The organism is Segatella copri, from assembly GCF_026015625.1.
Classification (GTDB): Bacteria; Bacteroidota; Bacteroidia; order Bacteroidales; family Bacteroidaceae; genus Prevotella; species Prevotella copri_H.
The window spans coordinates 2,125,001-2,140,863 of sequence record NZ_JAPDVG010000001.1 but is presented as its reverse complement, the minus strand read 5'-3'; the positions used below and the strand labels follow the sequence as shown (position 1 = coordinate 2,140,863).

General features: G+C 46.6%; 7 protein-coding genes, 2 tRNA genes, 1 rRNA gene and 2 pseudogenes. All 12 read left to right on the top strand.

Annotated features, from left to right (window positions below; all coding sequences use genetic code 11):
* The first annotated feature begins 211 nt into the window (after positions 1–211).
* The 12 genes and pseudogenes from ONT19_RS09225 (at position 212) to ONT19_RS09170 (ending at position 15,766) form a co-directional block, all read left to right on the top strand.
* Complete coding sequence (locus ONT19_RS09225) at positions 212–568, top strand: P-II family nitrogen regulator (RefSeq protein ID WP_006848366.1); 357 nt, start codon at positions 212–214, stop codon at positions 566–568.
* Positions 569–632: 64 nt separating this feature from the next.
* A pseudogene (locus ONT19_RS09220) lies at positions 633–1,271 on the top strand (ammonium transporter); the annotation flags it as partial.
* A 126-nt stretch (positions 1,272–1,397) separates the two neighbouring features.
* The gene (locus ONT19_RS09215; RefSeq protein WP_264952646.1) at positions 1,398–2,855 is read left to right on the top strand and encodes an IS1182 family transposase; all 1,458 of its coding nucleotides are present in this window, start codon (positions 1,398–1,400) and stop codon (positions 2,853–2,855) included.
* Between the two features lie 186 nt (positions 2,856–3,041).
* Positions 3,042–3,668: pseudogene (locus ONT19_RS09210) on the top strand (ammonium transporter); the annotation flags it as partial.
* Between the two features lie 202 nt (positions 3,669–3,870).
* Positions 3,871–4,590 (top strand): hypothetical protein, encoded by a 720-nt coding sequence (locus ONT19_RS09205; protein WP_153084446.1) that lies wholly within the window; start codon positions 3,871–3,873, stop codon positions 4,588–4,590.
* A 498-nt stretch (positions 4,591–5,088) separates the two neighbouring features.
* On the top strand, positions 5,089–6,876 hold the full coding sequence (gene asnB, locus ONT19_RS09200) for an asparagine synthase B (RefSeq protein WP_119228190.1): 1,788 nt from the start codon (positions 5,089–5,091) through the stop codon (positions 6,874–6,876).
* Between the two features lie 81 nt (positions 6,877–6,957).
* Positions 6,958–11,481, top strand: coding sequence for a glutamate synthase large subunit (gene gltB, locus ONT19_RS09195; protein WP_264952647.1), 4,524 nt, complete (start codon positions 6,958–6,960; stop codon positions 11,479–11,481).
* A 19-nt stretch (positions 11,482–11,500) separates the two neighbouring features.
* Positions 11,501–12,844: a glutamate synthase subunit beta gene (locus ONT19_RS09190; protein ID WP_264952648.1), complete on the top strand. Its 1,344-nt coding sequence runs from the start codon at positions 11,501–11,503 to the stop codon at positions 12,842–12,844.
* Positions 12,845–12,941: 97 nt separating this feature from the next.
* On the top strand, positions 12,942–13,337 hold the full coding sequence (locus ONT19_RS09185) for a hypothetical protein (RefSeq protein ID WP_367400005.1): 396 nt from the start codon (positions 12,942–12,944) through the stop codon (positions 13,335–13,337).
* A gap of 551 nt (positions 13,338–13,888) precedes the next feature.
* Positions 13,889–15,420 (top strand): 16S ribosomal RNA (locus ONT19_RS09180).
* 132 nt (positions 15,421–15,552) lie between these two features.
* A tRNA-Ile gene (locus ONT19_RS09175) sits at positions 15,553–15,626 on the top strand.
* Positions 15,627–15,689: 63 nt separating this feature from the next.
* Positions 15,690–15,766, top strand: a tRNA-Ala gene (locus ONT19_RS09170).
* The last annotated feature ends 97 nt before the right edge of the window (positions 15,767–15,863 follow it).

The following is a 15,863-nucleotide window of genomic DNA, read 5'->3' as shown; positions in this document are numbered from 1 at the left end:
GCGGTTTTTTATTGTTTGTTTCAAAATGAAACGAATAATGTGTAATTTGCTTTCATTTTGTTCTGTATTTTAAAAAGAACTATGCAAAACAATAACAAAATGAAAAATGTAATATCAAAAAGTAACTGATATTGCGAAATATTAAGCAAAATGTCGTACCTTTGCACCAGAAAATAAATAAAATGTAAATTAATTAATAGGAGAGATTAACATGAAAAAGATTGAAGCAATCATCCGTAAGACTAAGTTTGAGGATGTAAAGGAAGCATTGCTTGCCGCCGACATCGAGTGGTTCTCTTACTACGACGTAAGAGGAGAGGGCAAGATGAGACAGGCTCGTATCTACCGTGGCGTGATGTACGACACCAGCAGTATCGAGCGAGTGTTGCTGAATGTTGTCGTGCGCGACAAGAACGTAGAGAAAACGATTAATGCCATCCAGGAGGCTGCCCGTACAGGCGAGATTGGTGATGGTCGAATCTTTGTAATTCCTGTAGAGGATACCGTAAGAATCCGTACAGGTGAAAGAGGCGACATCGCTCTCTATAATGCTGAGCAGGAGAAATAAAATGCTAATATGGAGGAGAGAGAATAGTTTTCAGGTTTAAAGAACACTTTAAAGATTTTATGTTATGAGTGTACAGGATTTAGGAATTTCAGTAGATACCGTATGGATGCTCTTGGCAGCCATGTTGGTCTTTTTCATGCAGCCGGGATTTGCCCTCTGCGAGGCGGGCTTTACCCGTAGTAAAAATACAGCGAACATCTTGTTTAAGAACTTTGTCGATTTTATGATCGGTTCCGTTCTCTTCTGGTTCGTAGGTTTCGGATTTATGTTTGGTAGCGATGGCGCCGGTTTCATCGGTATGCCTAACTTCGGCGATTTGTCTTTCTATACAAATGCAGCCGGTCTTCCTACTGAAGGCTTCTTGATGTTTGAAACCGTATTCTGCGCTACTAGTGCTACCATCGTTTCAGGTGCTATGGCAGAACGTACCAAGTTCTCCATGTACTGCGTTTACTCATTCTTCATTTCATTGATTATCTACCCTATAGAGGGTCACTGGACATGGGGCGGCGGTTGGCTTTGCAACAGCGAGGCAGGCTCATTCATGATGAACACCTTCGGTGCTGCCTTCCATGATTTCGCAGGTTCTGCCATCGTACATAGTGTTGGTGGTGTACTTGCCTTGGTTGGTGCTATCTGCTTAGGTCCTCGTCTTGGTAAGTATCGCAATGGCAAGAGCACTGCTATCCCAGGTCACAACCTCATGGGAGGGCACTGAAAAAGTCCCTTCATGGGTTATGTTAGTTTAACATTCGATCTTTGAAATAGTATACCCAAAAGTTGCATATGTGCAATATTTTTTGTATCTTTGTAGAAAAATACAAGGATTATGCTAGAGCAACAACAGACCATATCATTCAGTGATTATTCAAGTTTGTATGACTTGATTATCCCAAAAGACAACCTGCTCCGCCAGATTACTGACCTGGTGGACTTTCGTTTCGTATACCAGGAATTGCAGGACAAGTATTGTCATGACAACGGTCGTACAGCAGAGAGTCCTATCCGTATGTTTAAGTATCTTCTTTTAAAGGTAATCTATGACATATCGGATGTTGATGTTGTTGAACGTACTCGCTATGATATGTCGTTTAAGTACTTCTTGGGATTAACTCCTGAGGAGACTAATCTGATTAATCCTAGTTCCTTGACCAAATTCCGTCGACTTCGTCTGAAGAATATGGACCTGTTGGATCTTCTTATCAAGAAGACTGTTTCTATTGCTATAGAAGCAGGTGTCCTCAAGTCTAGAACCATCATTGTTGATGCAACCCATACGCATTCTCGTTCCAACCCTATCAGTGCAGCAAAGAGTTTGGAGTATTATTGCAAGGCCGTAATCAATGTCGTTAATTCTGTGGATGACAGCATGGAATTGCCTGAGCTTCCAAAAGAAAAGAAGTATTCTTCTATCATGACTGCAGCCAAAACGATAGTTGCTACGGTGGAAGCTGATGCTGCAACTGCCAATATGCCTGCAGTCAAGGAGCGTCTCAATATGCTGAAAGAAACCATTTCAGACGCAGAGACCCGAGGCGTAATATCAAAGGATGAGGATGCCCGTACAGGACATAAAACAGCGCATTCTTCATTCTTTGGCTATAAGACGCATATAGCTATGAGCGATGAGAGAATTATCACCGCAGCTACCGTCACCTCCGGCGAGAAGGGTGATGGACAGCAATTGCCTGAATTGATAAAAAAGACAGAGGAAGCAGGAATGGAAGTTGATTCCATAGTAGCAGATAAGGCATATTCCAGCAAGGAGAATCTCAAAATGGCAAAGGAAAACAATATGCGCCTCTCTGCTCGTTTAAGCTCTGTAATTGACGGTAATCGAACAAACAAACTCCCTTTTGAATACAACAAGGATGCAGATCTGTACGTCTGCCCAGCAGGGCATCTGGCGAAATGGAAAGAGATGAATTATCGCAAAAATGACAAGCGTCACAGAAACTCCAGCATTACCTATTATTTTGATGTGGACAAATGCAAGGTCTGTCCATTACGTGAAGGTTGCTACAAGGAAGGAGCCAAGACAAAAACATATGCGATTACCATCAAATCGGATGAACAGTTGGAGCAAATCGAATATCAAAAAACAGAAGAGTTTATAAATCTTCAGAGGAAACGATACAAGATAGAAGCCAAAAACTCCGAACTTAAGAATGTCTTAGGATATGACAGAGCCCTGTCATACGGTTTGTCGTGCATGGAAATGCAGGGAGCTTTGACTATTTTCGCTGCAAATGTGAAGAGAATCATCAAATTGATGCAAAATGCATAAGGGGGGAAGTAGATTTCTCTATATATTGCCGAATTAAACGCCAGAAACGCTATAGAAAGCTGTTTGAGACTATATTCCTGTCCAAAAAAGTATTTCACTTTTAAAAGATGAAATGCTTCTTGGACAAGAATTAAAGTTCAAAAACAAGCTATGCAACTTAAAATTGGGTACCTTTTTCAGTGCCCTCTCATGGCTGCTGCCCTTGGTGTATTCATCCTCTGGTTCGGATGGTTCGGTTTCAACCCTGGTTCTCAGCTCGCTGCTTCTGGTGAGGTTAACCGTGTTGCCATCAGCCACGTATTCCTTACAACCAACTTGGCTGCAGCCTGCGGTGGTTTGGGTACCATGTTTACATCTTGGATTAAGTATGGCAAACCTTCGTTCTCATTGACATTGAACGGTATTCTGGCTGGTTTGGTAGCTATCACCGCTGGTTGCGACTTGGTTAGTCCATTGGGTTCTGCCATCATCGGTCTCTTGGCAGGTATCATCTTGGTATTCTCTATCGAGTTCATTGATACCAAGCTTCATATTGATGATCCTGTTGGTGCAAGTTCAGTACATGGTGTATGTGGTATCTTCGGTACCTTGATGACTGGTCTCTTCGCCCTTGATGGTGGTGCCTTCTATGGTGGTGGCTTCGGATTCTTCGGTGCTCAGTGCTTCGGTATCCTCTGCATCGACCTTTGGGCAGCCGTAACAGGTATCATCCTCTTCTGGGGTATCAAGAAGATTGCTGGTCTCCGTGTTGATAAGCGAATCGAGGAAGAAGGTCTGGATATCTACGAGCATGGTGAAAGTTGCTACAACTAAAGAAACTTTCATATAGCGAGCGAGAGAGATTTTTCAGCAGAAGTTTTGGCGAGCAGAGTTATAATTAGTACCTTTGAATAAGGTACGCTGCATCTCAACAATATAAATAAATCGCAATTTATTTTGTGTTGTCTTCGATTTGCAGTACCTTTGCTGCCGAAACTTTTAAAAACAAAAATGTATCACATAAAAATAAGAGAATATGAAGAAGATTTTTGATATAAAGAAGATGGGTGCCCTTGCACTCGGTTTGGTTGCTTTTGTTCCTGCTGCTTCTGCGCAGGATGAGGTGGAAACAACAATCGCTGCAGATGTTGTAAACCAGTATATCTGGCGTGGTCAGGATCTCGGTAACGTATCTCTCCAGCCAACACTTGGTATTGGCTATAAAGGTTTCTCATTGACAGGTTGGGGTAGTGTAGGCCTTTCTAAATGGGATGATACCAAGGAATTCGACCTGACTGCTGCCTATAGAACAGGAGGCTTTACCATTGGAATTACCGACTACTGGTTTAATTCTGGTGATGGTCGCTACTTCGAGTACGATTCTCATAAGACAGCACATGTTTTTGAAGCCAATATTGGTTACGACTTCGGTCCTGTAGCCTTGAACTGGTATACCAACTTTGCGGGAGCAGATGGTCTTAACAAGGATGGTGACCGTGCTTATTCTTCATATGTTGAGGCTACAGCCCCATTCAAGTTGGGCGGTTGTGATTGGGCAGCAAGTATAGGCGCAGTTCCATTTGCAACATCTTTCTATGGTGATGCCAATGGTTTTGCAGTTACCAATGTTTCACTGAAAGCTACCAAGGATTTGAAGATTACAGATTCTTTCTCTGTTCCAGTCTTCGCTCAGGTAGCTGCTAACCCTAGCACTGAGAAAGCTTATCTGGTAGTAGGTTTTACCTTGCAGCCATAATAGGCTCTTAGGTTTTACGATATAATCTTACGTTGGTAGGTTTAAGTTTTTATTTTTTTATTTTAAATGCCGATAGTTCCACCAAAGAGCTATCGGCATTTCTTTGTATGATATGGGGGTAAGAAACTGTGTATAATGCCCTGAATACTTTGTTGCATATCTATGAGCGTATAATATGCCCTGGATACGCTTTGTTTATCTTAAAAATGATAGTATTTTACAGATTGTAATTAAATAGTATATTTTTCTTTTCAGTTTATTATATGTTTTGCTCTAATATGCATTAATATGTTATTGTTGTGATAAAGTAAAGATAAAATGCTACTAATCTTTTCTTTATTCTAACAAAAAGTTGTAATTTTGCACCCGAAACATAGCAAAAAGTAATTTTAAGCTTTGTTTTTGCTTGGTTTGCTCCTAAAAGAATGGATTGGACATGCCAAGGTGAATAAGAGAGAATAATAGTTAAAAATAACCGTAAAAGAAAGGAAAAGATTTATGTGTGGAATCGTATCTATCTTCAATATTCAGGAGCAGACTCCTGAATTGCGACAGCAAGCGCTTCGTATGAGCCAGAAGATTCGCCATCGCGGACCAGACTGGAGTGGAATCTACTGTGGTGGTTCTGCTATCCTGGCACATGAGCGTCTGAGTATTGTTGACCCTGAAAGTGGTCGCCAACCTTTGTTTGCACCAGACAAAAAACAGGTGCTTGCCGTAAACGGTGAGATTTATAATCATCAGGACATCCGTGCTCGTTTTGCTGGCAAATACCAGTATCAGACCGGTTCCGACTGTGAGGTGATTCTTTCTCTCTATCGTGAGATGCGAGCAGATTCCGATTTTGATTCCTTAATATATAAAGGTGAGGATGCGCTCCACGCCCGTATCTCCAAGATGCTTGAAGAGCTGAACGGTATCTTTGCCTTCGCACTTTACGATGCCGAACGTGATGAGTTTCTCATCGCCCGCGACCCTATCGGTGTTATTCCTCTTTATATTGGTTATGATAAGGATGGAAAAGTGCTGGTGGCAAGCGAGTTGAAGGCTCTGGAAGGTCAGTGCGATCACTACGAGCCATTCCTCCCGGGCCATTATTATTATAGCAAGAACCCTGGCATGAAGCGTTACTATACACGCGATTGGTTTGAGTATGCTGCCATGCAGAAAAAATATCAGATTGATGATGCCAAGAAGGCTGAAGAACAGCTGAAGAATGCTGAACCTCAGGAGAAAGCGGCAGTGAAAGAGATTCATGATGCTTTGGAGGCTTCCGTCAAACGTCAGTTGATGAGTGATGTTCCTTATGGTGTTCTTCTCAGTGGTGGTCTTGATTCTTCTGTTATCTCTGCTGTAGCCGAGAAATATTCTTCTACCCGTGTAGAGAATGGGGGAGAGACCAAGGCATATTGGCCACGTCTGCACTCCTTTGCCGTAGGTTTGAAGGGTGCGCCTGACTTGGCTAAGGCACGGTTGGTAGCCGAGCATATCGGAACCGTGCATCACGAAATCAACTACACCATTCAGGAAGGTCTGGATGCCATCCGTGATGTCATCTATTTTATCGAGACCTATGATGTTACCACTGTGCGTGCATCTACCCCGATGTATCTGCTGGCGAGAGTCATCCGAAGCATGGGTATCAAGATGGTGCTTTCGGGCGAGGGTGCTGACGAGGTATTCGGAGGTTATCTCTACTTCCATAAAGCACCGGATGCCAAGGCATTCCATGAGGAAACCGTACGAAAGTTGGGTAAACTCTATCTCTACGATTGTCTGAGAGCTAACAAAAGTTTGGCAGCATGGGGCATCGAGGGCCGTGTGCCTTTCCTCGACAAGGAGTTCCTGGATGTAGCGATGGGTATGAACCCGGTTTTGAAGATGTGTCCGGATAAGACCATCGAGAAAAAGGTGGTTCGTGAGGCATTTGCCGATTTGCTTCCAGAAGAAGTGGCATGGCGACAGAAGGAACAGTTCTCAGATGGTGTGGGCTATTCATGGATTGATACCCTGAAGCAGATTACCGCATCTGCCGTCAGCGATGAGCAGATGGCGCATGCTGCTGAGCGATTCCCTATCAACCCTCCACAGAATAAGGAGGAGTATTATTATCGTTCTATCTTCGCCGAGCATTTCCCAAGCGACAGCGCTGCCAAGAGCGTACCTAGTGTGCCAAGCGTAGCATGTTCTACAGCCGAAGCCCTTGCCTGGGATGCCTCATTCAAGAACCAGAACGACCCTAGCGGCAGAGCCGTGGCGGGAGTTCACGAACAGGCGTATAAATAAGTGAAGAGTGAAGAATCACTTTGCACTTCATATTTAAGTAATAAAAATAGTTAGAAATAACCGATATAAAACGAACAAGAAATGGAAAAAGGATTGTACAGTTCAGCCTATGAGCACGATGCGTGTGGCGTAGGTATGGTGGTGAATATCCACGGTAACAAGAGTCATGAGCTGGTTGATAACGCCTTGAAGGTACTCGAGAACATGCGTCATCGTGGTGCAGAGGGTGCCGATAACAAGACGGGTGATGGTGCCGGTATCATGCTCCAGATTCCACATGAGTTTATTCTTCTTCAGGGTATCCCAGTGCCAGAAAAAGGTAAATATGGTACGGGTCTCGTCTTCTTGCCTAAGGATGAGAAGAAACAGCAGGATATTCTCTCTATCATGATTGAGGAAATTGAACGCGAGGGATTGCAGCTGATGCATCTCCGCAATGTGCCTACTAACCCTGATTGTTTGGGTGAGGCTGCTTTGAGTAACGAACCAGCTATCAAACAGGTGTTTATCACAGGTGTTACAGATGATAAGGTGCCTGTCTTTGAGCGCACCCTCTATCTTATCCGTAAACGTATTGAGAAACGTGTCAGCGATCCTGATTTCTATATTTGTTCGTTGTCTAATTCGAACATCGTATATAAGGGTATGTTGAGCAGCCTCCAGTTGCGCCAATATTATCCTGACTTGACCAATAATTATTTCACAAGCGGTCTGGCTCTGGTTCACTCCCGCTTCTCTACCAACACCTTCCCAACATGGAGTCTGGCTCAGCCATTCCGTCTCCTTGCCCACAATGGTGAGATAAACACCATCCGTGGTAACCGTGCCTGGATGAAGGCTCGCGAGAGTGTGTTGAGCAGCGAGGCTTTGGGCGATATCCGTGAGATTTCTCCTATCGTTCAGCCTAATATGAGTGACTCTGCCAGCCTCGACAATGTATTTGAGTTCTTCGTGATGAGCGGTTTGTCATTGCCTCATGCCATGGCTGTCATGGTGCCTGAAAGCTTCAATGACAAGAACCCTATCTCTGAGGATCTGAAGGCATTCTATGAGTACCACTCTATCCTGATGGAGCCATGGGATGGTCCTGCTGCCTTGCTCTTCAGCGATGGCCGCTACGCCGGTGGTATGCTCGATAGAAATGGTCTGCGTCCTGCCCGCTACACCATCACCAAGAACGATATGATGGTAGTCGCATCTGAGGTAGGTGTGATGGATTTCGATCCTACTGAGATTGCCGAGAAGGGTCGTCTGCAGCCTGGTAAGATTCTCCTCATCGATACACAGGAGGGTAAGATCTACTACGATGGTGAAATCAAGGAGCGCCTGGCTGCCCAGCATCCATATCGCCAGTGGTTGAACACCAACCGTATTGAACTGGAGAAACTTCGCAGTGGTCGTAAGGTGGAAAATGGTGTGGATAACCTCACTCGCAAGGAATTGGAATTCGGTTTTGGCGAGGAAGATATCGACGGTACTATCATCCCAATGGCTACCAAGGGTCAGGAACCTACTGCTTCTATGGGTAATGATACTCCGCTTGCTGTGCTTTCCGACCAGCCACAGATCTTCTTCAACTACTTCCGTCAGCAGTTTGCTCAGGTTACCAACCCTGCCATCGACTCCATCCGTGAGAACCTCGTGATGAGTCTTACCGAGTATATCGGTAGAGTAGGTTCCGGCATTCTGAACCCAGACGAGAGCAACTGCAAGATGGTTCGCTTGCCACATCCTATCCTGACCAATACCCAGTTGGATATCCTTCAGAATATCCGCTACAAGGGATTCAATACCGTCAAGCTCCACATGCTCTTCGAAACCGCCAAGGGTGAAGAAGGGTTGCATGAGGCTCTGGATGAACTCTGCAAGCAGGCAGCACAGAGCGTGGATGACGGCTACAACTACATCATCTTGAGCGACCGTGGCGTGGATGAAACTCATGCCGCCATTCCATCTCTGCTCGCCGTGAGTGCCGTACATCATTATCTGATTGATGCCGGCAAGCGTGTGCAGACTGCCCTCATCGTAGAGAGCGGTGAGATTCGTGAGGTAATGCATGCAGCCCTCCTGTTGGGTTACGGTGCATCAGCTCTCTGTCCATACTTGACATACGCCATCCTCGACGACCTTGTAAAGAAGGGAAAGATTCAGGAGGATTACCATACAGCCGAGCAGAACTACATTAAGGCTGTGAAGAAGGGCTTGTTCAAGATTATGGCTAAGATGGGTATCTCTACCATCCGAAGCTATCGTGGTGCCAAGATCTTCGAGAGCATCGGTTTGAGCGAGAGCCTTCTGAAGAGCTACTTCGGAACAGAGGTGAGCACCATCGGCGGTATCGGACTCGAGACCATCGCCCGTGATGCCATCCGCCTGCACGACAAGGCATTCGAGACCATGAAGCTCGAGTTCCTGCCAAGTATGGGACAGTTCCACTACCGCAAGGACGGTATCAAGCACGCTTGGAACCCAGAGACCATCGCCACCCTGCAGCTCGCAACCCGCAAGGGCGATTACGATCTCTTCAAGAAATATACACATCTCGTTGACGATAAGCAGGAGCCTATCTTCATCCGCGACTTCTTCAGCTTCCGCAAGAATCCTATCTCTATAGATAAGGTGGAGCCGGTAGAGGAAATCGTGAAGCACTTCGTTACCGGTGCGATGAGTTTCGGTGCCCTCTCCAAAGAGGCTCACGAGGCAATGGCACTCGCCATGAACGCCCTCGGTGCCCGAAGCAATACCGGTGAAGGTGGTGAGGATAACGAACGATTCCATTCTACACAGGATGGCATCAGCCTCTCAAGCAAGACCAAGCAGGTGGCTTCCGGTCGATTCGGTGTGACTACAGAATATTTGGTAAATGCAGAGGAAATCCAGATCAAGGTGGCACAGGGTGCTAAACCGGGTGAGGGTGGTCAGTTGCCTGGCTTCAAGGTTAACGAGGTCATCGCCAAGACCCGTCACTCTATCCCTGGCATCAGCTTGATTTCTCCTCCACCTCATCACGATATCTACAGTATCGAGGATTTGGCTCAGCTCATCTTCGACCTCAAGAATGTAAACCCTAAGGCGGCTATCTCTGTGAAGTTGGTTGCTGAGAGTGGTGTGGGTACCATCGCTGCCGGTGTGGCTAAGGCAAAGGCCGACCTCATCGTTATCTCTGGTGCTGAGGGTGGTACAGGTGCCAGCCCTGCATCAAGTATGCGTTTCGCTGGTATCTCTCCTGAAATCGGACTTTCTGAAACCCAGCAGACTCTTGTGAAGAATGGTCTTCGTGGTCAGGTTCGTCTGCAGGTAGATGGTCAGTTGAAGAGCGGTCGTGACATCATCCTGATGGCTTTGCTCGGTGCAGAGGAATTCAGTTTCGGTACTGCCGCCCTCATCGTATTGGGTTGTGTCATGATGCGTAAGTGTAATCTGAATACCTGTCCTATGGGTGTTGCTACACAGGATCCTAAGCTCCGTGCGCACTTCCGTGGCAGCTACAAGTATCTTATCAACTACTTCCGCTTCCTCGCCGAGGAGGTTCGTGAGTATCTGGCTGAGATGGGGTACACCTCATTGAACGATATCATCGGTCATACCGAGCTCATCGTCCGCAAGAAGGATGAGGAGGTTGTTCCTACCGAGGGTGCTGATGCCGTAGAGCCAGAGGTGGCCAAGAGCATCAAGGAGAAGGCCGACTTGCTCGATTTCTCCCGTCTCTTGCATCGTGAGACAGGTCATTGCTCGCTCTATCATACTACCGAGCAGATTCATGACCTCGACAATGTACTCGACCAGCAGTTGATTCGTGGTGCACAGCGTGCCATCGAGAATCAGGAAGAAGTGAACCTCGATTTTGCCATCAAGAATACCGACCGTGCTGCCGGTGTGATGCTGAGCGGTATGATTGCCGAGAAATATGGTGAGGCTGGTCTTCCAGACAAGACCGTGAACGTGAAGTTCAAGGGTTCTGCAGGTCAGAGCTTCGGTGCCTTCCTGGTGAAGGGAGTAGATTTCAAGCTCGAGGGTGAGACCAATGACTATTTCGCCAAGGGACTTTCAGGAGGTCGTGTTTCCATCCTTCCTCCTATCCGCAGCAACTTCTCTGCCGAGGATAACATCATCGCCGGTAACACCGGATTGTATGGTGCCACAAGCGGTGAGTTGTATATCAATGGTAAGGTAGGCGAGCGCTTCGGTGTTCGTAACTCCGGTGCCATCGCCGTGATTGAGGGTGCTGGCGACCACTGCTGCGAGTATATGACGGGTGGTAGAGTAGTAGTGCTCGGTGAAACCGGCCGTAACTTCGCCGCTGGTATGAGTGGTGGTGTTGCCTATGTATGGGATAAGAACCACAACTTCGATTACTTCTGTAACATGGATATGGTGGAGATCAACCTCGTGGAGGACAGCACCTATCGCAAGGAGTTGCACGAGCTGATCCGTCAGCATTATCTCTACACCGGCAGTAAGCTTGCCCGTACCATGCTCGACGACTGGAACCACTACGTAGAGGATTTCATCCAGGTAGTGCCAATCGAGTACAAGCGAGTTCTCCAGGAGGAACAGGTAAAGAAGTTGCAGCAGAAGATTGCGGATATGCAGCGAGATTACTAATTTTAAAATTAGAAAAAAGATGGGAAATCCAAAAGCATTTTTGACTATACCTCGCAAGGAAGCAGGTTATAGACCAATTCACGATAGAATCCTCGACTTCAGCGAGGTAGAACAGACTTTGAATAGCAACGACCGCCGACAGCAGGCTTCACGTTGCATGGATTGTGGCGTGCCTTTCTGCCACTGGGCTTGTCCGCTGGGCAACAAGGCACCGGAGTGGAATGATGCCCTCTACAAGGGCGATTGGGAGCAGGCTTACCGTCTCCTCAATTCCACCAACGACTTCCCGGAGTTCACAGGACGCATCTGTCCTGCACTCTGTGAGAAGGCGTGTGTATTGAATCTCATGGATCATGAGCCAACCACCAACCGTGAGGATGAGTGTGCCATCGTGGAGCACGCCTTCTCTGAGGATTATGTACATGTTGAGATTCCTGAGCGTAATGGCAAGACGGTGGCTGTCATCGGTGCCGGTCCTGCGGGATTGGTAGCTGCCAACCAGTTGAACCATAAGGGATATAAGGTAACAGTATTCGAGGCACGTGAGAATGCCGGTGGTCTGTTGCGTTATGGTATTCCTAACTTCAAACTTAACAAGAGCATCATCGACCGCCGTCTTCGTCTTCTCGAAGAGGAGGGCATCGAGTTCAGATACAATCAGCAGATTGATGTAACTAAATTGCCAGAAGGCTTCGATGCCTATGTGGTATCTACCGGTACGCCAACGGCACGCGACCTGAAGATTCCTGGAAGAGAGCTGAAGGGTGTTTATTTCGCCCTCGAACTGCTTTCTCAACAGAATCGTATCCTTGCCGGTATGGAGTTCTCTAAGGACGAACTGGTTAACTGCAAGGGCAAGGATGTATTGGTAATCGGTGGTGGTGATACGGGTTCCGACTGTATCGGAACTGCTCATCGTCAGGGTTGCAAGAGCGTAACCCAGATAGAAATCATGCCGAAGCCTGTAGAAGGTCCTGAGGATCCTAAGAATCCTTGGCCAAACTGGCCTCGCACCCTGAAGACCACTTCAAGTCATGAGGAAGGCTGTACTCGCCGCTGGAACATCAACTCTCTGGAGTTCCTCGGAAAGAATGGCAAGTTGACAGGCGTGAAGGTTCAGCCTATTGATTGGAAACCAAACCCTGAGGGTGGCCGTCCGTTGATGGTAGAGGCTGGTGAGCCAGAAATCATCAAGGCAGAGGCTGTATTCCTGGCAATGGGCTTCCTGAAGCCACAGCAGCCTGAATTTGCAGAGTATGTATTCGTGGCAGGCGATGCAGCAAGCGGTGCCTCTCTGGTAGTACGCGCCATGGCAAGCGGCAGAAAGATTGCTGCCCAGGTAGATAAGTTCCTGAACAAATAAATCGGTTATTTTTAACTATAAGTGTAGGGAGGTTGACCTCAGTGATGAGGCTTTCCTCCCTTTTTCTTTCCTCCCTCTCCTTTGTCTTCTGAGCACAATGAAAAAGAAATTATCAGCTGTTCTCTTGGCGTTGGCGGCCTCTATGCCAATGACTGCACAGAATCTTGTAAAGGGAAATTATGGTTATCTCTATTGTCATATGAGCGATAAGGGGGAGTGGACAGCCTACGCTATTTCCCGTGATGGTTACAACTATCAGGACATCAATGGCGGCAACCCTATCTTCAATCCAGAAGAGCATGCCCGCATTAAAGGCGGAACCCGTGATGCCTACATCACCCGTATGCATAATGGTAAAGGATACATCATGGTTACCACCGATATGTGCGTGCGCAAGAGTCACAAATGGGACAACTATGGTATCGATTTCCTGAAGAGCGATAAAAAATATAGAAAAATAAGTGGATTTATTGTTAAGTGCATAGCTGGATAGAATGTTTAGGGGGATGCTTGTGTAGGTTTAGATAAGATAAAAAATATGTTATTGCGCGCGTACATTATAATAATAAAGAAGGAAAATTCGTATGCATGTCTCTCTATTCTACATGCTCCTAGTTAAATCTATCACAGGTGTATTTCCTAATTTGAAATGTAGTTTTTATTTAGTCCTTTAAAATAGGCAGAAATAGCTTCTAAAACGGGCTTATTTGTTTATAGATGTTAAAATATGACTAAAGTTTCAACTTTTTTGCGAAAAGATTTGGTGGAATGAAAAATAGTTAGTACTTTTGCACTCGCTTTTGAGAAATACGCTTTCTCTTAGCAACAGAAGAAAGAGTTCTTTGAAAGATTTTATATAAACAGACAAGTAGTACAAGAAGCGGTTAACTTCTTAGAAATAAGAACGTTGACTGGGTAAAAGAAACGAACCGTCAAGCAATTGACAAGTCAGGTTTACTAAGCTTCAATAAACGAAAAGGATATTCGTCCTAAGTACAGACAACAAACAAACCAAGCCGCAAGGCTAGGTAAAAATGATATTTTACAATGGAGAGTTTGATCCTGGCTCAGGATGAACGCTAGCTACAGGCTTAACACATGCAAGTCGAGGGGAAACGACATCGAAAGCTTGCTTTTGATGGGCGTCGACCGGCGCACGGGTGAGTAACGCGTATCCAACCTGCCCACCACTTGGGGATAACCTTGCGAAAGTAAGACTAATACCCAATGATATCTCTAGAAGACATCTGAAAGGGATTAAAGATTTATCGGTGATGGATGGGGATGCGTCTGATTAGCTTGTTGGCGGGGTAACGGCCCACCAAGGCAACGATCAGTAGGGGTTCTGAGAGGAAGGTCCCCCACATTGGAACTGAGACACGGTCCAAACTCCTACGGGAGGCAGCAGTGAGGAATATTGGTCAATGGACGAGAGTCTGAACCAGCCAAGTAGCGTGCAGGATGACGGCCCTATGGGTTGTAAACTGCTTTTATAAGGGAATAAAGTGAGCCTCGTGAGGCTTTTTGCATGTACCTTATGAATAAGGACCGGCTAATTCCGTGCCAGCAGCCGCGGTAATACGGAAGGTCCGGGCGTTATCCGGATTTATTGGGTTTAAAGGGAGCGTAGGCCGGAGATTAAGCGTGTTGTGAAATGTAGATGCTCAACATCTGAACTGCAGCGCGAACTGGTTTCCTTGAGTACGCACAAAGTGGGCGGAATTCGTGGTGTAGCGGTGAAATGCTTAGATATCACGAAGAACTCCGATTGCGAAGGCAGCTCACTGGAGCGCAACTGACGCTGAAGCTCGAAAGTGCGGGTATCGAACAGGATTAGATACCCTGGTAGTCCGCACGGTAAACGATGGATGCCCGCTGTTGGTCTGAATAGGTCAGCGGCCAAGCGAAAGCATTAAGCATCCCACCTGGGGAGTACGCCGGCAACGGTGAAACTCAAAGGAATTGACGGGGGCCCGCACAAGCGGAGGAACATGTGGTTTAATTCGATGATACGCGAGGAACCTTACCCGGGCTTGAATTGCAGAGGAAGGATTTGGAGACAATGACGCCCTTCGGGGCCTCTGTGAAGGTGCTGCATGGTTGTCGTCAGCTCGTGCCGTGAGGTGTCGGCTTAAGTGCCATAACGAGCGCAACCCCTCTCCTTAGTTGCCATCAGGTTAAGCTGGGCACTCTGGGGACACTGCCACCGTAAGGTGTGAGGAAGGTGGGGATGACGTCAAATCAGCACGGCCCTTACGTCCGGGGCTACACACGTGTTACAATGGCAGGTACAGAGAGATGGTGTTCTGCAAAGCGCATCAAATCCTTAAAGCCTGTCTCAGTTCGGACTGGGGTCTGCAACCCGACCCCACGAAGCTGGATTCGCTAGTAATCGCGCATCAGCCATGGCGCGGTGAATACGTTCCCGGGCCTTGTACACACCGCCCGTCAAGCCATGAAAGCCGGGGGCGCCTAAAGTCCGTGACCGTAAGGAGCGGCCTAGGGCGAAACTGGTAATTGGGGCTAAGTCGTAACAAGGTAGCCGTACCGGAAGGTGCGGCTGGAACACCTCCTTTCTGGAGAGACGAATTTCCTATGAAGATTTAGGAACATGACTTAAAAGTTCGCTTCTCTTCTTGTACGCACCATCTGTTTAATTAAATAAGAGATAGAGAATGTTCGGCAGAGATGCTACTCTTTACCAACACAGTCCTATAGCTCAGTTGGTTAGAGCGCCACACTGATAATGTGGAGGTCGGCAGTTCAAATCTGCCTGGGACTACACATCGGCGCAGCCAATGTGTAATCAAAGTTCAACTTTGATTCATTCTTTACTTCTCGATTTGGGGGATTAGCTCAGTTGGCTAGAGCACCTGCTTTGCAAGCAGGGGGTCAACGGTTCGAATCCGTTATTCTCCACCATGCCTTTTAAGGCAAGAAGATCTTTGACATATTGACACAAGCAAAACTGTAAGTAATGAACTTTAGTTCAGACTAAAGTAAATCAAATCGCAAGATG